Here is a 17,971-nt window from a genome sequence, read left to right as displayed (position 1 = left end):
CGGTCGGCCCGTTCAGCCGGACGGGGAGACCAGGCCCATCTCGTACGCCGTGATCACCAGCTGGACGCGGTCGCGGGCGCCCAGCTTGCCGAACAGCCTCGCCACATGGGCCTTGGCGGTGGCGACGGAGATGAACAGCTCCTCGGCGATCTCCTGGTTCGACCGGCCCCTGCCGACCAGCGTGAGCACCTCGCGCTCCCGCTCGGTGATGCCGGCCCCCGCCCGCGGGGCCCGCCCCGGCGCGCGCTCCGCACCGGGGCCGGGGCCGCGGACGAAGTCCGCGATCAGGCGGCGGGTGACGCCCGGGGCGATCAGCGCGTCCCCGGCGGCGACCACGCGGATCGCCGCGAGGATGTCCTCCAGGGCCATGTCCTTGACCGCGAAGCCGCTCGCGCCCGCGCGCAGCGCCCCGTAGACGTGTTCGTCCTCGTCGAAGGTGGTCAGCACCAGCACCCGGGGCGCGGCCGGTCCGCCGGTGATCCGGCGGGTGGCCTCGATGCCGTCCATGCCGGGCATCCGGATGTCCATCACCACCACGTCGGGTCCGTGCGCGGCGGCCCGTTCGACGGCCTCCTCGCCCGTTCCGGCCTCGGCCACCACCTCCAGGTCGGCGGTCTCGCCGATGAGCACCCGCAGCCCGGAGCGGACCAGCGGCTGGTCGTCGACGAGCAGGACGCGCACCGCCGCCGGGGTCATGACGCCTCCTGCGGGTCGGCGACGGGCAGCGGGAGTTCCGCCGCGACCCGGAAACCGCCCCCGGGGCGGGGTCCGGCGCTGAAGCGGCCGTGGAGCAGGCTGACCCGCTCGTACATGCCGGTGATCCCGAAGCCGGGCCGTCCGGGGCGCACCGCCGCTCCCGCGCCGTCGTCGACGACCTCCACGCGCAGCTCCTCCTCCCCGAAGTCCACGGTCACGCGGGCCCGGGCGCGGCCGCCCGCGTGGCGGACGACGTTGGTGAGGGCCTCCTGCACGATGCGGTGGACGGCCAGGTCGATGTCCGGGGGCAGCCGGCGCGGCTCGCCGGTCCGGCACACGTCCACGGCGACGCCCGAGCCGGTGAGGGAGGCCGCCAGCGCGTCGAGGTCGGCGACTCCGGGCGCGGGCCCCGTCGGGGCGGGGCCCACGCCCTCCTGCGGCTCGGCCCGGCGCAGGGCGACCAGGGTCCGGCGCAGGCCCGCGAGGGTCTCCCGGCTGGTGCTCTCGATGGCGCCGAGCGCGCTGCGCGCCTCCTCGGGCCGGGTCCCGATGACCCGGCTGCCCACCCCCGCCTGGATGGCGATGACCCCGATGCTGTGGGCGACCATGTCGTGCAGCTCGCGGGCGATGCGCAGGCGTTCGGCGGTCACCGCCTCGGACACCGCCTTGGCCCGCAGCTCCCCGGCGTGGACGCGCCGCTGGCGCACCAGCAGGCCGGCCATGCAGCAGGTGACCAGGGCCAGGACCGAGACGAGCAGCGCGCCGACGAGGGTGGAACCGGGCGCGAGCAGCCCGACGGCCAGGACCTGCACCACCGCGACGGCGAGGCCGGCGGCGATCGCCTGCCGGCGGGGGCGGGCGGCCACGACGAGGCCGAGGACGAGGTCCACCGGGAGGTAGCCGAGCAGCCGGTCCGGTCCGTGCGGCCCCACGGACCCGAAGGCGACGAGCGTGCCGGCGAGGACGGTCAGGGCCAGCGCCGCCAGGGGCCGGCGCCGGAGCAGCCCGGCCAGCAGGCTCAGCGCGAGCAGGAGCACGGCCGCCGCCACCGGCCCGGTGCTCTGGGGGCCGGAACCGAGGAGCAGTCCTGCGGTGAGGAGGTGGAGGACGGCTCCGCCCCCGTCGAGGAGGGCGGTACGCGCCCACCCTCCCGTGTCCGTTCCGTGGGGCGCTCGCAGCGCTGTCGTGTTCATGCCCCGACCGTAACCACCGCGCTCCGTACGGGCATCGGCCCGCGGGCTTACGCCCCGGGGCGGGTCCGCAGCGGGCCGGAGCAGCTGAAACCCGTTCGGCCGTGGGGCGTTAGAAGGACGGACCGGCGCGTGCGCCCGCGCCGCGCGCCGGTCCGCCGGACGCCGGTCCGGGCGGTACGCGCGAGCACGAGTACGAGGAGCGAGATGACGGACACCACGCAGGCCGGCTCCGGCCGCAGGAGACTTGCAGCCCACTGCCGGGGGATCACCGAGGCCCCCTCGTTCGGCATGGGCGTGTTCATCGTGATCCTGATCAACGCGGGACTGATGGGGGCGGAGACGTACAGCGGCCTGGCCGCGTCGCAGGGCCGGCTGCTGCAACTGGCGGAGGACGGCTGCCTCGTCCTGTTCACCCTGGAGATGGTGCTGCGCCTGGGCTCCTACGCCGATCGGCCGAAAGCATTCTTCCGGGACCCCTGGAACATCTTCGACCTGCTGATCGTGGCCTCGGCCTTCCTGCCGTTCCTGCGCTCGAACACCACCGTGCTGCGGCTGCTGCGCCTGGCCCGCGTGCTGCGCACCGCCCGCTTCCTCCCCCACCTGCGCATCCTGCTGCTCGCGGTGGGGCGCAGCCTGCCGGGCACGGCGAGCTTCCTGTTCGTCGGCGCTCTGGTGGTGTACGTGTACGCGATGGTCGGCTGGGTCTGCTTCGCCCGCTCAGACCCGCAGCACTACGGCTCGATCGGCCGGGCCGGGCTCACCCTGTTCCTGCTGACCACCCTGGACGGGCTGACGGACGCCGTGCGGGCCGGGCTGGAGATCTCCCGGTTCAGCATCGTCTACTACGCCTCGTACGCGCTGCTCGCCTCGTTCGTGCTGGTCAACGTCCTGATCGGGGTGGTCCTCAACTCCCTCGACGAGGCCCGGGAGATGGAGGAGGCCGACGCCAGGGCGCGCGAGCGGGCGCAGCGGGACACGGACGCCGCCGACGAGGTCCGGGACCGGATCGCGGCGGCCCGCCTGGCCCTGGACGACCTGGAGGCCAGCCTCGACCTCGTCCGGTCCGCTCCCCCGGCCGCGCCCGGGCCGCGGGACCCGCGGGAGCGCGGGCCCGGGCGTCGGCTGGAGTCCGCCGTATAGCGGGCGAGGCGCCCCGGGCCCCCGCCCCTCCTCGGGCGGGGGCCCGGCCGGTGTCCGCGTCAGCCGCCGTCGCGGACCGCGACGATGCCGTTGAACACGCCGACGTACGCCGTTCCGTCGGGTCCGAGGGTGATCGGCGCCCAGTTGTTGTCGTACAGCGGGCCGGTGCCCGTCAGCTGCCGCCAGCGGCGCTCACCGGTGCGGAAGTCCACGGCGGTGAGGTACCAGGCGTCGATGCCCCAGGCGTTGGGCTCCTTCTCGTAGAAGTAGAGCAGCCCGTTGCCGGTGGAGAGCTTGGGGACGACGGAGGGCGAGCGGATCGCGCTCTCCCACACCGTGTCGCAGCCGCTGCCGTCCGCGCGGACGTCGATGCGGCTGACCCCGCCGACGACCGACTTGCCCAGCAGCAGCGAGGTGACGTTCTCGTAGCCGTAGTTGTTCTCGACGACGATGCTGTTGCCCCAGGTGATCAGGGAGTTGTCGGTGGTCGAGGCGCCGGAGCCGAAGACGGGCACCTTGCAGACCGGCCGCCGGTCGGCGGGGACGTCGGCGCCCCTGCGGTAGACCAGGACGTTCATCCGGTCGTCGGCGTTGTCGGTGATGGCGACGTAGCCGTCGCCGAAGAGGTCCGGGGTGGTGCCCGAACCCTGGTTCACGGAGCCGGGCTTGGTCCCGGTCCCGCGGTCGTACGTCTGGCGCCACTGGACCTCGGGGGTGCCGTCGGCGGTGGCGCGGAAGCTGTAGAGGGCGTGGTCGGAGACGATGGAGACGCCGTCCTCGGCGACCGAGAAGGAGTTCTGGATCTCCTCGCCGTTCAGCCGGACGGAGCGGATCCGCGAGGTCTGCGGGTCCACCGTGCCGACGCGGCCCTGGCGGGTGACCCACCAGATGAGGCCGTTCCAGTCGGGCATGACCGAGGTGACGGGGTCACAGGCGCCGCTGGGCCACAGGTTGGTCCAGCCGACGCAGTCGTGCGGGACCTGGCCGGTGAGGTCCCAGTCGTTCTCGACGGTGAACTTCCAGCTGCCGTCGGGGTTCTGGGAGTGGGCCAGGCGCAGGACGTGCTGGCGGGAGTCGGCCAGCACCGCGCGGTCCTCGTTGTCGAGGTAGAAGTAGGCGCCGCCCGAGGTGTCCTTGAAGATCTTCGAGAAGTCGAGCGAGGTGATCGCCTCGACCGTCGAGGAACGCTGCGGGAGCTGGTGTTCCGCGAGCGTGGCGAGGGTGCGGGGCTCCAGGAGCTTGACCTTGAAGCCGGAGAAGGTGCCGCAGACGGTGACGAGGCGGCCGCCCGAGTCGAAGGTGGCGGTGGCGCACTCCCCGCCGAGTGCGGCGATCTTCTCGCTGGTGACCTGCGGGTCGCGGCCCAGCGGTCCGGACCAGGGGGAGGCGGCGCTGCCGCCGGCGTCCGCGTGCATGCCGCTGCGGCCGTTGGGCGCGAGGAAGGGGTGCTGTGGCGGGGCCGTGCCCGGCAGCGGGGCGGCGGTCGCGGGGGCGCCCTCGTAGTGGCGGACCAGGCGGTGGCCGGGGGCCTGCGGGATCTCCTCGGCACGGGCCGGCGAGGCGAGCCCGGCCACTACCGTCAGGGCGGCGATGGCCGGGACCGCAGCGCAGTTCAGCGCTCTTCGGAACATCCGGGCGTCCTCCTTGTCGTTCGGTGCTGTTGACATTGCGTCTGACATCGCGCCGCCGCCAGACGCTAGATCGCACCGCCCGAGGAGTCCATGGCGGGAGGGGATGATTCATGAAGGCGCAACAGTCGGTCAGCCGCGCGCGACCTCGCTCCAGTCCACCGTGCGGTCGCACCAGCGGCCGAGCAGCACCGGATCGTGCCCCACGGCCAGCAGGCCGGCTCCGCTCTGCCTCCGGTACTCCTCGACCACGCCGACCAGCGCAGCCGTGGTCGAGGCGTCGAGCATCGCGGTCATCTCGTCGCAGACCAGCCAGCGCGGCCGCAGCACCAGCGCCCGCGCCAGGCAGGCGCGCTGGAGCTGGCCGTCGCTGACCTCGTGGGGGTACCGGCCGAGGAGGTCCGCCCCGAGGCCGACCCGGTCGGCCAGGGCGTCCACCGCCGCGGCCGCCTCCTTGCGCCGGCCGGTGGCGCGGAGCGGTTCGGCGACGAGGTCGCGCAGCCTGAGGCGGGGGTCCGCCGAGAGCCGGGGCTGCTGGAAGACGACGCCCACGGCGGTGCGCAGGGAGCGCGGGGCCCGGTGCCGGAAGCCGGGCGCCGCGCGGCCGTCGAGGAGCACCGTCCCGCGGTCGGGACGGTGCAGCAGGGCGGCGACGCGGGCCAGGGTGGACTTGCCGCAGCCGCTGGGCCCGAGCAGGCCGAGGGCCTCGCCGGGGCGCAGGACGAGGTGGGCGTCGCGGACGACGGGGCTGCGGCGGTCGTAGCCGGCGGTGACGCCCCTGAGCTCAAGCACGGTGGCAGGCCACCCCTTCGGTGAGCGGCGGCCGGACGGTCCGGCAGCCGGCGTCGGCGAGGGCGCAGCGGGCGGCGAAGGCGCAGCCGGGCGGCAGGTCGCCGAGCTCGGGCGGGGCGCCCGGGATCGGGGTGAAGGCGCGCTCGGGCAGGGCGTCGAGCAGGCCGCGGGCGTAGGGGTGGCGGGGGCCGGGCTGGCCGAAGAAGGCCTCCGCGGGGGCGAGTTCGACGATCCGGCCGGCGTACATGACGGCGACGGTGTCGGCGACGCGCCGGGCGGCGGCCAGGTCGTGGGTGATCATCAGCAGGGCGCGGCCGGCGTCCCGGGTGTGGGCGCGCAGCTCGTCGGCGGTGCGCTCGACGAGGTCCCGGTCGAGGCCGGTGGTCGGCTCGTCGGCGAGCAGCAGGGGGGCGTCCCCGATCAGGGCGAGGGCGGTGGCGGCCCGCTGGGCGAGGCCGCCGGAGAGCTGGTGGGGGTGGCGGTCGAGGTGGTCGGCGGGGAAGGCGGTCCGGGCGGCGGCGGCCTCGGCGGCCTCCGCGACCCCGCGCCGGGAGCGGATGCCGGTGAGTTCCCGGACGGTCTCCTCCAGCTGGGAGCGGACGGTGCGGACGGGGGTGAGGTGCGCGGCGGGGCTCTGCGGGACCAGGCCCACGCGCCGGCCCCGTACCGTGCGGGCCAGGGTGGCCTCGTCGGCGGCGAGCAGGTCGAGGCCGTCGGCGAGGAAGGCGGAGCCGGCGGTCTCGGCGTTGCCGGGCAGCAGTCCGAGCAGGGCGGAGGCCAGCACGGACTTCCCGCAGCCGCTCTCGCCGACGAGCACGAGGCACTCCCCCGCCGCCAGGCGGAACCCGGCGTCGGTGACGGCTTCCACGTACCGGCCCCCGGCCGTGCGGAACCGTACGGAGAGCCCGTCGACGCGCAGCGCCCACTCCCGGTCGGCGGCGGAAGCGTGGGGCGGTGCGGGGTCGTGGCGGGTCACAGGGTCGCCTCCGTGCGTCGGCGGGGGTCGAGGCGGTCGCGCCAGGCGCCCGCGAGGCCGGCGACGGCGAGGGTGGGGAGGATCAGCAGCAGGCCGGGGAAGAGCGTGGGCCACCAGTCGCCGGCCAGCAGAGAGCCGCGGCCGCCCTGCACGAGGGTGCCGAGGCTGGCCTGGTGGGCGGGCAGGCCGAGGCCGAGGAAGGACAGGGCGGACTCGTGCCACATGGCGTGCGGGACCATCAGCACCGCCGCCAGCCCGGCCTGCGGCAGCACTCCGGGCAGCAGGTGGCGGACGGCGACCCGCCACCGCGAGGCACCGCCGGAGACGGCCGCGTCCACGTACGGCCGGCCGCGCAGGGAGAGGACCTCGGCGCGCACGATCCGGGCGGTGGACAGCCAGTGGGTGACCGCCACCGAGGCCACGACCGGCCAGACGCCGGGCCGGAAGAGGGCGACGACGAACACGCCGAGCAGCAGGTGCGGGACGGACGACAGGGTGTCGACCACCCGCATGAGGAGCCGGTCGGTCCAGCCGCCCAGGGCCCCGGCGGCCGCGCCGACGGCCGTGCCGATCACGGTGGCGGCGAGCGCCGCGACCAGGCCGACCAGGAGCGAGACCCGCAGCCCGTAGACGCAGCGCAGCAGCAGGTCCCGGCCCACGTCGTCGGTGCCGAAGGGGTGCGCCCAGGAGGGCGGCAGCAGTTTCGCGGAGAGGTCGACGGCCTGCTGGTCGAGCTGGACCAGCGGGGGCACCACCAGGACGGCCAGCGCCGTCAGCAGCGCCACGGCGGCCGAGGCTCGCACCTTCAGGGCGCGGGTGGAGCGGCGGCCGGGGCCGTGCCTCCGCCAGACCACCGGGTCCGCGTGCTCAGCCATCGAAGCCCACCCTCGGGTCCGCGAGCCCGTACAGCAGGTCGGACAGCAGGTTGCCGGCCAGGACCGCGGCCGCGGCCAGGACGGTCAGCGCGGCCAGCAGCGGGAAGTCCACCGAAGTGGCGGCCTGCACGGTGGCTGCGGCGATGCCGGGCCAGCTGAAGACGGTCTCCACGAGGAGGGCGCCGGTGATCAGCTCGGGCACCCGCGAGCCGATGAGGGTCAGCATCGGGAGCATCCCGGAGCGCAGGGCGTGCCCGAGCAGGACCCGGCGCTGCGACAGGCCCCGCGCGCGGGCGCCGCGGACGGGGTCCTCGTCCAGGGCGTCGGCGACGCCCTGGCGCACGTAGAGGAAGAACCAGGGCAGCTGGGAGGTCCCGAGCACCAGCGCGGGCAGCACCAGGTGGGAGGCGACCTGGCCGGGGGTGACCGTGTCGGCGGCGGCATCGGTGAGCCCGCCGGAGGGCAGCACGCCCAGCCGTACGGAGAACAGCCAGACGGCCAGGAGCCCGAGCCAGAAGGCCGGGGCCGCCTCCAGGGTGTACGCGAGGCCGCTCACGATCCGGTCCAGCGGGCCGCCCCGGCGGCGGGCGGCGAGCACGCCGAGGCCCGTGCCGAGGAGGACGGCCACGGCGAAGGCGCAGCCGGCGAGCAGCGCGGACCAGCCCAGGCGCTCGGCGACGGCGTCGGCGACGGGCCGGCGCAGGACGGCGGAGTCGCCGAGATCGCCGGTGAGCGCGGAGGTGAGCCACTCCCACCAGCGGGCGAGGAGCGGGCGGTCGACGCCCAGGTTGGCGCGCAGCCGGTCGAGTTCGGCCCCGGAGGCGGTGAGTCCGGCGGTGCCGGCGTAGGCCTTGACGGGGTCGAAGGGGGAGAACTCGGCGACGGTGAAGACGCCGAGGGTGACGGCGAGCAGGACCGGGGCGGCGGCCAGGAGCCGCCGCCCGGCCATGCGCCCCATGGGCCCCCACGGCAGGTTCGTCAGGCGGGGGGTCACCTCTGCTTCGGCTTCCAGGTCTCCACGTTCCACCACGGGCCGGAGCCGAGGCCGTGGTCGTGCGGCTCGACCTGGGTGGACGGGCCCTCCCACCGGTCGCCCAGGACGTAGACGTGGTCGATGTGGGTGAGGAAGACGTAGCCGGGGTCCCGGGCGAGCTCGCGCTGCACGGTGTCGTAGGCGGCCTTGCGGGCGGCCGGGTCCCCGCTGGTGCGGCCGTCGGCGACGGCGCGGTCCACGGCCGGGTTGTCGTACCGGGCCATGTTGTTGAAGCCGTCGCCGGCGAGCGAGGAGGTCAGCAGCTGGTACTGGTCGAAGTCGGGGTCGGCCGGGGAGCCGCCGCCCGCGAGGACGGCGTCGGTCTTCATCCGGGGCTCGATGACCTCCCAGGTCCCGGCCTCGGTCCTGACCTCGATGCCCGCCTTCTTCGCGTCGGAGGCGAAGGCGAGCGCGTGGTCCTGGCGGATCTTGTCGCCGGAGGTGTACCACAGCGGGAAGGAGGCGCGGACCCCGTCCTTGGCGCGGATGCCGTCCTCGCCGGTCTTCCAGCCGGCCTCGTCGAGGATCCGCCGGGCGCGGTCGGGGTCGTACGGGCGCTCGGTGCCGGGGGCGAACCAGGGGCTGTCGGTGGGGACCGGGCCGTAGGCGGCCCTGCCCGCGCCGTCCAGCAGGGTGTCGACCATGGCCTTGCGGTCGACGGCGAGGTCGAGCGCCCGGCGGACCGCCACGTCCCCGGTGACCTGGTGGTGGGTCGGGAGGGTGACGTTGCGGTAGTCGAAGGTCCTGGCCGTGTGGATCCGCCTGGCGCGGTCCTTCTCGAAGCCGCGGGCCAGGTCGGGGGGCAGGACGGCCCCGTCGAGCTCGCCGGAGCGCAGCCGGGTGGCGCGGACGTCGTCGTCCTTGACGACGGCCATGGTGAGGTTCTTCACGGCGGGTTCGCCGCCCCAGTAGCCGGGGTTGGCCTTGAAGCTGAGCTTCTCGCCCCGGGACCAGCCGGTGAGGACGTAGGGTCCGGTGCCCACCGGCCTGGTGGTGAACTCGCCGGTGTTGACGTCCTGCCGGCCCGCGATGTGCTCGGGGGCGATGGGCAGCACGGTCCGTTCGGCGAAGGGGGCGTAGGGGTACTTGAGGGTGAAGACCACCCGGTCCGCCCCCTGGGCCGTGACGCTCTCGATCGCGTCCAGCTCGGTCCTGGAGGGGTTGTTGGTCTTCGGGTCGAGGATGGTGCGGTAGGTGAACTCGACGTCCTTGGCGGAGAAGGGCTCGCCGTCGCTGAACTCCACGCCCCGGCGCAGGCTGTAGGTGTACGTGCGGCCGTCGGCGGAGACCTCCGGCAGGGCCTCGGCGAGCGCGGGCCGGAGCTTCATGTCCGCGTCGTGGGTGAGGAGTCCGTCGAAGACCTTGGAGTTGCCGTCCTTGCCGTAGCCGAGCAGCGGGCTGAGGGTCTCCGGTTCGGTGGCGATGCCGACGACGGCGGTGTCGGCCGGGGCGGGGGCCGAGGGGTTGGAGCAGGCCGTCACGGCCGTGATGAGTGCGGCGGTGAGCGCCGCGCCCGCGGCTCCCCGTACGGTCCGGGCCGTCATGCTGTGCACATCCCTGTTCAAGATCATCTGTTATTGCAAACTGATCGCAATAATGCCAGACGAGATCAGAAAGCGACGAACCTGGCCATACGGACACCGATTCCCGGCCACCGGGGGCTTGTCCGGCCGCCCCCGCCCGTGCCATATATGTCTAGACCTTTACGCGAACACGGACGAGGTAGGCACCCCGTGCGACCCATCACGGCCCCGCGCCGCACCGGGGCGGCCCGCGCCGGCCTCGCCCTCTGCCTGGCCGCCGCGCTGACGGCCTGCGGCGCCGACGGGGACACCCGCCCCCCGCACGCCCCCGGCGGGCTCACCGCCCGGGCGGGCAGCGCCACTTCGGTCCACGTGATGTGGGAGGCGGCCCCGCCCGCCGACGGGGTCACCGGCTACCAGGTCTTCCAGAGCGGCCGGCTCGTCCGGGAACTCCCCTCCGAGAAGACCATGGTGGACGTCACCGGCCTCGCCCCGCAGACCGCCTACGCGTTCACGGTCCGGGCCCGCGACGCCGCCGGGAACCGCTCCGCCCCGAGCGCCGCCGCACAGGTCACCACCCCCGCCGCCCGGGCCGAGGACCATATGGCGCCCACCGCGCCGGCCACCACCGCCGGCCGCGCCGAGGGCCCCCGGACGGTCCGCCTGGAGTGGACCCCGGCGACGGACGACACGGGCGTGACGGCGTACGACGTCTACCAGGGCGGGATCCGGATCCACACGGCCGGCGCCGCCGAGGGCTCCACCACCCTCACCGGGCTCCAGCCGGGCACCGCCTACTCCTTCACCGTCCGGGCCCGCGACGGCTCCGACAACAGCTCCCCCGACGGGCCGGCGGTGGCCGTGACCACCCCCGACGACCCCGCCCGGGGCCCCGGCACCGCGCCCGGCGCCTTCACCGCCACCGCCTCCCCCGGGACCGTGGACCTGGGCTGGAGCGCCCCGGACACCGGCCGGGAGACGGCCGAGTACCAGCTCTACGTCAACGACCGGCCCGTCACGGTCATCCAGTTCGGGGCCGGAGCCGTACCGGAGGGACGGGCCTCCTACCGGCTCACCACCACCGAGCCGGCCGGGACCGCCTGGACCCTGAAACTGCGCGCCCGCCTGCCCGACGGCAACTGGGGCGCCTTCTCGGAGGAACGCCGGATCACCCTCCCCGGCTGACGGACGCCGGCCGGCCCGCCGGCGCCGATCCGGGCCGAACGGCACGGCCCGGGAAGAAGATCGCGCACAATACATCCGTGTTCGGTGAGTACTCGGTCAACCACGGTCAGGCAGGTGCCGCCGGCGGCGGTCATACGTCAGAATCTGGCGCCGTGCCGGGAAACCTACCGCCGGAAACGGCGAGCTTCTTCGGCCGCGAGGCCGAACTCGACCGCCTCGACGGCCTGCTGGACCAGCGAAGACTGATCACCCTGACCGGGGTGGGCGGGGTCGGCAAGTCCCGGCTCGCCCTGCGGGCCGCCGCCCGCCCCGGCCGGTCCCGGCCCGACGGGGTGTGGTGGGTGGAGCTCTCCCCGCTGCGCGACCCCGGGCTCCTGACCACCACCCTCGCCCACGCCCTGGGCCTGGCCATCGGCGCCGCGCCGCACGCCGCGCAGTCCCTCGACGAGGAGCTGTGCACGTGGATGGCCGACAAGACCCTGCTCATCGTCCTGGACACCTGCGAGCACCTGGTCACCCCCGTCCGGCACCTGGTGGGCGAACTCCTGCAGTCCGCACCCGGACTGACGGTGCTGGTCACCTCCCGCGAGCGGCTGGGCTCCCCCGGCGAGACCGTCCTGGAGGTCCGCCCGCTGCCCTGCGAGGGCCCCGACAGCGACGCCCTCGCCCTGTTCCGGGCCCGCGCCCTGGCCGCCGCCCCGCAGGCCGCCGCCGCCCTCGCCGACCCCGCCCGGGCCGCCCTCGCGGCCGAGGTCTGCCGCCGCCTGGACGGCATCCCGCTCGCGCTGGAGCTGGCCGGTGCCCGGCTGCGGCTGTGGACGCTGGAGCGGATGGCCCAGCTGCTGGGAGCGCGCTTCGAGGTGCTCTCGGACACCACCGGCGCCGCCCTGCCGGCCCGGCACCGGACCCTGCGGACCGCGATCGGCTGGAGCCACGAGCTGTGCGAGCCGCTGGAACGGCTTCTGTGGGCCCGGCTGTCGGTGTTCGCCGGGGACTTCGAAGCGGCCGCCGCCCGGGCGGTGTGCGCCGGCGGACCGCTGCCCGCGGCGCGGGTGGAACGGCTGCTGGAGGGGCTGGTCGCGAAGTCCGTCGTGCGCCGGTCCCGGGAGCGGGGGGCGGGGGCCCGCTACCGGATGCTGGACACCATCCGCGAGTTCGGCCACGACTGGCTGGAGGAGCTGGACGAGGTGGGGGCGGTCGCCGACCGCCACGCCCACTGGTACGCCGCCCTCGCCCGGGCCGCCGAGCAGGGGTGGATGGGGCCGGGGCAGGTGGACTGGTACCGCAGGATGAGCTCCGAGCACGCCCAGCTGCGCACCGCGCTGGAGCACCTCCTGGGGACGGACCCGCAAGCCGCCCTGGAGATGGCCGGGGCCCTGTGGTTCTTCTGGTTCTCCTGCGGCCACCTCCAGGAGGGCCGGGGCTTCCTGGAGCGGGCCCTGGCCCAGGCCCCGCCGACCGGGGCCGCGCACGCCCAGGCGCTGTGGGCGCTCGGGCTGACGATGCTGCTCCAGGGCGACCTGGGGGCGGCCCGGCTGACGGGCCTCGCGTGCGTGCGGGCCGCGGACGGGCTCGGCGATCCGGAGGGGCGCCAGCGCGCCGCCTACCTGCGGTCGGTGTCCCTGCTGATGCCGGGCGACCCGGAGCGGGCGCTCGCGCTGGCGGGACCCCGGGCGCGGGCGGGCCACGGCGGGACCGGGCGCGGCGCGGGGCGGCTGCTGTGCCAGCTGGTGAGCTCGTACGCCCTGTGCGACCTGGGGCGCTTCGAGGAGGCCGCCGAGGAGGCCCGGGGGCTGCGCGAGGCCTGCGTGGAGCTGGGCGAGCGCTGGCTGAGGGCGTACGCGGACTACGTGCTGGCCTTCGCGGCGCTCGGGCTCGGCCAGCACGGGGAGGCCGCCCGGCACGTGCGGGCGATGCTCTCGGGCAAGCGGCTGCTGAACGACCGCTTCGGCATCGCGATCGGGCTGGACATGCTCGCGGCGGCGGTGGCGGCCCTGGGCGACGGGGAACTGGCCGCGCGGCTGCTGGGCACCGGGCACGCCTGGTGGCGCACGGTGGGGCGGCCGCAGATGGGCTCGCCCTCCCTGACGGCCCTGCGGGACCAGGGCGAGCGGCAGGCCAGGGCGGCGATCGGCGACGCGGCGTACGAGACCGCGTTCCGGGGCGGTGCGGCGGCGTCCACCGGCTGAGGGGCGGCCGGTGGACGTCGTGAGGCGGGGGCTCCCGTCAGTACGGGAGGGGTCTGCCCGACGGTGTGCGCAGGTCCAGGTCTCGGGGGGCGGGCTTGGGGACGGGCTTGCGGATCAGCTGCTGGCGCATGCTGCCTCCTCGCTCAGACCAGGGCCGGGCGACGGGGTTCCACCGTCCGGCCTTCGGGGAGCAGTTCCCCGGTGTCGTCGAAGACCACCACGCCGTTGCAGAGCAGGCTCCAGCCCTGTTCGGGATGGAAGGCCACGGTGCGGGCAGCGTCACGGTCGGCGCTGTCGGCGGGCGGGCAGGGGGGCTGGTGGGAGCACATGGCGCACCTCCTCGCAGTGTGGGGCGGGAGGGCCGGTGGTCACCCGGTCGATTCCGCGATCCACGGTGGCGGCGAGTATTGCCGATCGCCGCCCCCGGACGGAACCCGTTTTGGAGGTCGAGTTCAGGGTGTGTATGCCCGCTCACCATGCGCTCATGCCGGCCGTCGGGATCTTCTCGGCGCACGCGGAGCCCGCTGCCCCGCAATCCCGCGGCGCGCGCCCCCGTCAAAACAGGACGATCAACGCAACACATCCGCCCCCGGAGCCCCGGGAGTGGCCAGGATCACACGGGCCGCAGCCCCCTCGCCCGGCCCCGGCGAAGGGGCCGGGCGAGGGTTCCCGCACCCCGGCCCCCACACGGCCCGCGGCTAGCGGATCGGCATTCCGGAGAGGGTGCGGGCGATCACCAGGCGCTGGATCTCGCTCGTCCCTTCGAAGATCGTGTAGATGGCCGCGTCGCGGTGCATCCGCTCCACCGGGTACTCCCGGGTGAAGCCGTTGCCGCCGAGTATCTGCACCGCCTGGGCGGTGACCTTCTTGGCCACCTCGCTCGCGTAGAGCTTCGACATGGAGCCCTCCGCCGCGGTGAAGGGCCGCCCCGCGACCGCCATCCACGAGGCGCGCCACACCAGGAGCCGGGCCGCGTCGATCTGCGTGCGCATGTCCGCGAGCTGGAAGGCCACGCCCTGGTTGTCGATGATCGGCCGGCCGAACTGGGTGCGGGTCTTCGCGTAGTCGAGGGCGACCTCGTACGCGGCGCGGGCCGTGCCGACCGCCATCGCGCCGACCGCGGGCCGGGAGGCCTCGAAGGTGGCCATGGCGGCGTTCTTCACCCGCTCGCCGCCCGCCTTCGCCTTCTCGCGGGCCCGCGCGAGCCGCTCGTCGAGCTTCTCCTTGCCGCCCAGCAGGCAGGAGCCGGGGACGCGCACGTCCTCCAGCACCACCTCGGCCGTGTGGGAGGCGCGGATGCCGTGCTTCTTGAACTTCTGGCCCTGCGAGAGGCCCGGGGTGCCCGGCGGGACGATGAAGGAGGCGTGGCCCTTGGTGCCGAGCCCGGGGTCGACCACGGCGACGACGATGTGGACGTTGGCGATGCCGCCGTTGGTGGCCCAGGTCTTGGTGCCGTTGAGCACCCACTCGTCCGCGGCCTGGTCGTAGACGGCCCGGGTGCGCATCGCGCCGACGTCGGAGCCGGCGTCCGGCTCCGAGGAGCAGAAGGCGGCGACCTTCACGTCGTCGGGGGTGCCGTACATCTGCGGGATCCAGGTGCCGATCTGCTCCTCGGTGCCGTTGGCGAGGACGCCGATGGCCGCGAGTCCGGTGCCCACGATCGACAGGGCGATGCCGGCGTCGCCCCAGAAGAGCTCCTCCATGGCCATCGGGACGCCCAGGCCGGTCGGGTCGAAGAACTGCTGGGCGTAGAAGTCCAGCGAGTAGATGCCGACCTTGGCGGCCTCCTGGATGACGGGCCAGGGGGTCTCCTCGCGCTCGTCCCACTCCGCCGCCGCGGGGCGGATCACGTCGGCGGCGAAGCCGTGGATCCAGTCGCGGACCTGCTTCTGGTCGTCGTTGAGCTCCATGGTGAACTCCGCCATGTCCCCTCCAGCTGATGCACTCGGCCTCGCGGCCCCGCCCGGTAGCCCCGCCCCGCGGGTTACTGCCGGTAACCTAAACGATGGCCACAGTCTGTTACCGGCCGGTAAGCACTGTCAAGCGCCGCCGGTTCGGTCGCCGGGGTGTGCGGGGTGTTACGTTGCGTGGGCGTCACGCACATCGCAAGGGCGGGGAGATAAACACGTCATGCAGACCACCCAGGAGGCCGGAGCCGGGGAGCCGGGAGCCGGCGAGCGCCGCCGGCGCGAGCTGCTCGAGGCGGCGGACCGCGTCGTCCTCAGGGACGGCCCCAAGGCCTCCATGAACGCCATCGCGGCGGAGGCGGGCATCACCAAGCCCATCCTCTACCGGCACTTCGGCGACAAGGCCGGGCTCTACCAGGCCCTGGCCGTCCGGCACACCGACGCCCTGCTCGACTCGCTGCGGGCCGCGCTCGACGCCCCGGCCGAGCGGCGCAGCCGGGTGGAGGCCACCCTCGACACCTACCTCGCCGCCATCGAGGCACGCCCCCAGGTCTACCGGTTCCTGATGCACCCCGCCGAGGACTCGCAGAGCTCCGAGCGCGGCTTCGACGTAGGTCTGCACTCCGCCCCGCTGCTGCGCCGGCTCGGCGAGGAGCTGGCGAAGGTGGTGGGCGAGCGCGTCGACCTCGGCCCGGGCGGCGAACAGCTCGCGCGGATCTGGGGGCACGGCATCGTCGGGATGATGCACGCCGCCGGCGACTGGTGGCTCGGCGAACGCCCGTGCGCCCGGGCCGACCTGGTGGCGGGCCTCACCGACCTGCTCTGGGGCCGCCTGGCCACCGCGGGCAACCGCGAGGACGGCCCGGGCTTCTGACCGGGCCGGGCCCGCCGGCGCCGGCCGGGGCTACACCTGCCCGGCCGCCCGGCCCCAGTCCGTCCTGCGGATGGCCCGGCGCAGCAGGCGGGCGCGCAGACCGGTCACCCGGTCCGCGTAGACGGTGCCGTCGAGGTGGTCGCACTCGTGCTGGAGGCAGCGGGCGAAGAACCCGGTGCCCTCGATCCGCACCGGCGTCCCGTCGGAGGCGACCCCCTCGACGACCGCGCGGTCGAAGCGGGCGGTACCCGCCTCCAGGCCGGGCAGCGACAGGCAGCCCTCGGGGCCCACGAACTCGTCCCCGTCCGCCTCGACCAGACGGGGGTTGACGACGTGTCCCACATGGCGGACGTCGTCGTCGTCGGGGCAGTCGTAGACGAAGACGCGCTGCCCGGTGCCGATCTGGTTCGCGGCGAGTCCGACGCCCTGGGCGGCGTACATCGTGGCGAACATGTCCTCGATGAGGCGGTCGAGTTCGGGGCCGAAGTCGGTGACCTCGGCGCAGGCGGAGTGGAGCACCGGATCACCCAGCAGGCTCATGGTGCGGACGAGTCCGGTGGTACCGGGGATGGGGCGCTGTCGCATGGCCGTAAGGGTACGACGGACGAATATATGAGGAGATCCGCGGCTGACCGGGGGCGCCGCGGTCAAGGCTCCGGCCGGTACTGGATAGGCTGGGGCGACCGACGCTAGGAGGACAAAGGACGATGGCAGGCAACACGGAGCCGCTTTCGCCGCGGGCCAAGCTGGCCGTGACGGCGGGCAAGGCCGCGGCGGCGGTGTCGCGGGCCGCGGGACGCGGAAGCGGATCGGTGATCGGTGGCAAGGTCGCACTCAGGCTGGACCCCGATCTCCTCGGCGCGCTGGCGCAGCATCTCGATGTCGTCCTCGTCTCCGCGACGAACGGCAAGACCACGACGACCCGCCTGATCGCGGAGGCCCTGCGGGCCAGCGGTCCGGTCGTCTCGAACGCGCTGGGCGCGAACATGCCGGCGGGCATCACCTCCGCCCTGGCCGGCGGCTCGGACGCCAAGTACGGCGTCATCGAGGTCGACGAGAAGTACCTGGCCGGGGTGGCCCGGGACGTCACCCCGAAGGTGATCGCCCTGCTGAACCTCTCCCGCGACCAGCTCGACCGCGCGGCGGAGACCCGCATGCTCGCCGAGAAGTGGCGGGAGGGGCTCCAGGGCTCCAAGGCGGTCATCGTCGCGAACTGCGACGACCCCCTGATCGTCTGGTCGGCGTCCTCGTCGCAGACCGTCGTCTGGGTGGCGGCCGGCCAGGAGTGGAAGGACGACGCCTGGTCGTGCCCCTCCTGCGGCGGCGTCATGCAGCGCCCGGGCGACGACTGGTTCTGCGGCGAGTGCGGCTTCCGCCGCCCGACCCCGACCTGGGTGCTCTCCGGCGACCACGTGCTGGACCCGCACGGCAGTGCCTGGCCGATCCACCTCCAGCTGCCGGGCCGCGCCAACAAGGCGAACGCCGCCACCTCGGCCGCCGTGGCCGCCGTGTTCGGCGTGCCCCCGCAGGTCGCGCTGGAGCGCATGTACCAGGTCCAGGCGGTCGCCGGCCGCTACGACGTGGTCAGCTTCCAGGGCCGCGAGCTGCGCCTGCTGCTCGCGAAGAACCCGGCCGGCTGGCTCGAAACGTTTTCGCTGATCGACGGCCCCCCGGCGCCGGTGATCCTGTCCGTCAACGCCCGCGGCGCGGACGGCACCGACACCTCGTGGCTGTGGGACGTGGACTACCCGCGGCTCGCCGGCCACCCGATCTTCGTGATCGGCGACCGCAAGCTGGACCTGGCCGTCCGCCTGGAGGTCGCCGGCCTGGACTTCCGGGTCTGCGAGACCCTCGACGAGGCCGTGCAGCTGGCGCCGCCCGGGCAGATCGAGCTGATCGCCAACTACACCGCCTTCCAGGACGTGCGCCGCCGCGTCGGCAACTAGTCACCCATAGAGGA

General features: G+C 74.6%; 16 protein-coding genes. 5 read left to right on the top strand and 11 right to left on the bottom strand.

Translation table 11 applies throughout. From position 1 onward, the window contains the following. Positions 1-12 precede the first annotated feature (12 nt). Positions 13-696 (bottom strand): response regulator, encoded by a 684-nt coding sequence (locus ACIRBY_RS30940; RefSeq protein ID WP_403906769.1) that lies wholly within the window; start codon positions 694-696, stop codon positions 13-15. Continuing rightward, positions 693-1,889, bottom strand: coding sequence for a sensor histidine kinase (locus ACIRBY_RS30935; RefSeq protein WP_403906766.1), 1,197 nt, complete (start codon positions 1,887-1,889; stop codon positions 693-695). The genes ACIRBY_RS30940 and ACIRBY_RS30935 overlap by 4 nt, the downstream gene beginning before the upstream one ends. A 204-nt stretch (positions 1,890-2,093) precedes the next feature. Here ACIRBY_RS30935 and ACIRBY_RS30930 point away from each other — a divergent pair, with 204 nt between their 5' ends. Next, complete coding sequence (locus tag ACIRBY_RS30930; protein WP_403906763.1) at positions 2,094-3,029, top strand: ion transporter; 936 nt, start codon at positions 2,094-2,096, stop codon at positions 3,027-3,029. A 59-nt stretch (positions 3,030-3,088) separates the two neighbouring features. Here the strand turns inward: ACIRBY_RS30930 and ACIRBY_RS30925 are convergent, their stop codons facing one another. From ACIRBY_RS30925 to ACIRBY_RS30900, 6 genes are all read right to left on the bottom strand, one after another. Beyond that, a complete protein-coding gene (locus ACIRBY_RS30925; protein WP_403906761.1) occupies positions 3,089-4,660 on the bottom strand; it encodes a hypothetical protein in 1,572 nt (523 codons plus the stop codon). A gap of 129 nt (positions 4,661-4,789) precedes the next feature. Next, positions 4,790-5,449 (bottom strand): ABC transporter ATP-binding protein, encoded by a 660-nt coding sequence (locus ACIRBY_RS30920; protein WP_403906758.1) that lies wholly within the window; start codon positions 5,447-5,449, stop codon positions 4,790-4,792. Further along, positions 5,442-6,425, bottom strand: coding sequence for an ABC transporter ATP-binding protein (locus ACIRBY_RS30915; protein WP_403906756.1), 984 nt, complete (start codon positions 6,423-6,425; stop codon positions 5,442-5,444). The genes ACIRBY_RS30920 and ACIRBY_RS30915 overlap by 8 nt, the downstream gene beginning before the upstream one ends. After that, entirely contained in the window at positions 6,422-7,300 is an 879-nt protein-coding gene (locus ACIRBY_RS30910) for an ABC transporter permease (protein WP_403906753.1), read from the bottom strand. Before ACIRBY_RS30910 ends, ACIRBY_RS30915 begins: the two co-directional genes overlap by 4 nt. After that, complete coding sequence (locus ACIRBY_RS30905) at positions 7,293-8,258, bottom strand: ABC transporter permease (protein ID WP_403906870.1); 966 nt, start codon at positions 8,256-8,258, stop codon at positions 7,293-7,295. Before ACIRBY_RS30905 ends, ACIRBY_RS30910 begins: the two co-directional genes overlap by 8 nt. A gap of 32 nt (positions 8,259-8,290) precedes the next feature. Continuing rightward, a complete protein-coding gene (locus ACIRBY_RS30900; protein ID WP_403906750.1) occupies positions 8,291-9,877 on the bottom strand; it encodes an ABC transporter substrate-binding protein in 1,587 nt (528 codons plus the stop codon). A 189-nt stretch (positions 9,878-10,066) separates the two neighbouring features. Between ACIRBY_RS30900 and ACIRBY_RS30895 the strand changes: the two genes are divergently transcribed. Both ACIRBY_RS30895 and ACIRBY_RS30890 read left to right on the top strand, forming a co-directional pair. After that, entirely contained in the window at positions 10,067-11,041 is a 975-nt protein-coding gene (locus tag ACIRBY_RS30895) for a fibronectin type III domain-containing protein (RefSeq protein ID WP_403906747.1), read from the top strand. Positions 11,042-11,193: 152 nt separating this feature from the next. After that, positions 11,194-13,230: an ATP-binding protein gene (locus tag ACIRBY_RS30890; protein WP_403906744.1), complete on the top strand. Its 2,037-nt coding sequence runs from the start codon at positions 11,194-11,196 to the stop codon at positions 13,228-13,230. Positions 13,231-13,373: 143 nt separating this feature from the next. Here the strand turns inward: ACIRBY_RS30890 and ACIRBY_RS30885 are convergent, their stop codons facing one another. Further along, positions 13,374-13,559 (bottom strand): DUF5999 family protein, encoded by a 186-nt coding sequence (locus ACIRBY_RS30885; RefSeq protein ID WP_042809879.1) that lies wholly within the window; start codon positions 13,557-13,559, stop codon positions 13,374-13,376. A gap of 369 nt (positions 13,560-13,928) precedes the next feature. Next, the gene (locus ACIRBY_RS30880; RefSeq protein ID WP_403906740.1) at positions 13,929-15,155 is read right to left on the bottom strand and encodes an acyl-CoA dehydrogenase family protein; all 1,227 of its coding nucleotides are present in this window, start codon (positions 15,153-15,155) and stop codon (positions 13,929-13,931) included. A gap of 205 nt (positions 15,156-15,360) precedes the next feature. Here ACIRBY_RS30880 and ACIRBY_RS30875 point away from each other — a divergent pair, with 205 nt between their 5' ends. Further along, on the top strand, positions 15,361-16,011 hold the full coding sequence (locus tag ACIRBY_RS30875) for a TetR family transcriptional regulator (RefSeq protein ID WP_403906737.1): 651 nt from the start codon (positions 15,361-15,363) through the stop codon (positions 16,009-16,011). Between the two features lie 30 nt (positions 16,012-16,041). On the opposite strand, the gene def is transcribed toward ACIRBY_RS30875, so the two are convergent. Continuing rightward, the gene (gene def, locus ACIRBY_RS30870; RefSeq protein WP_403906734.1) at positions 16,042-16,596 is read right to left on the bottom strand and encodes a peptide deformylase; all 555 of its coding nucleotides are present in this window, start codon (positions 16,594-16,596) and stop codon (positions 16,042-16,044) included. Between the two features lie 122 nt (positions 16,597-16,718). Between def and ACIRBY_RS30865 the strand changes: the two genes are divergently transcribed. Continuing rightward, the gene (locus ACIRBY_RS30865) at positions 16,719-17,957 is read left to right on the top strand and encodes a MurT ligase domain-containing protein (RefSeq protein WP_366454251.1); all 1,239 of its coding nucleotides are present in this window, start codon (positions 16,719-16,721) and stop codon (positions 17,955-17,957) included. Positions 17,958-17,971 lie beyond the last annotated feature (14 nt).

Origin of the sequence: Streptomyces sp. NPDC096136 (assembly GCF_044763325.1) — a bacterium.
In the GTDB taxonomy this organism is placed as follows: domain Bacteria; phylum Actinomycetota; class Actinomycetes; order Streptomycetales; family Streptomycetaceae; genus Streptomyces.
This window is presented reverse-complemented; position numbering and strand designations above follow the sequence as displayed.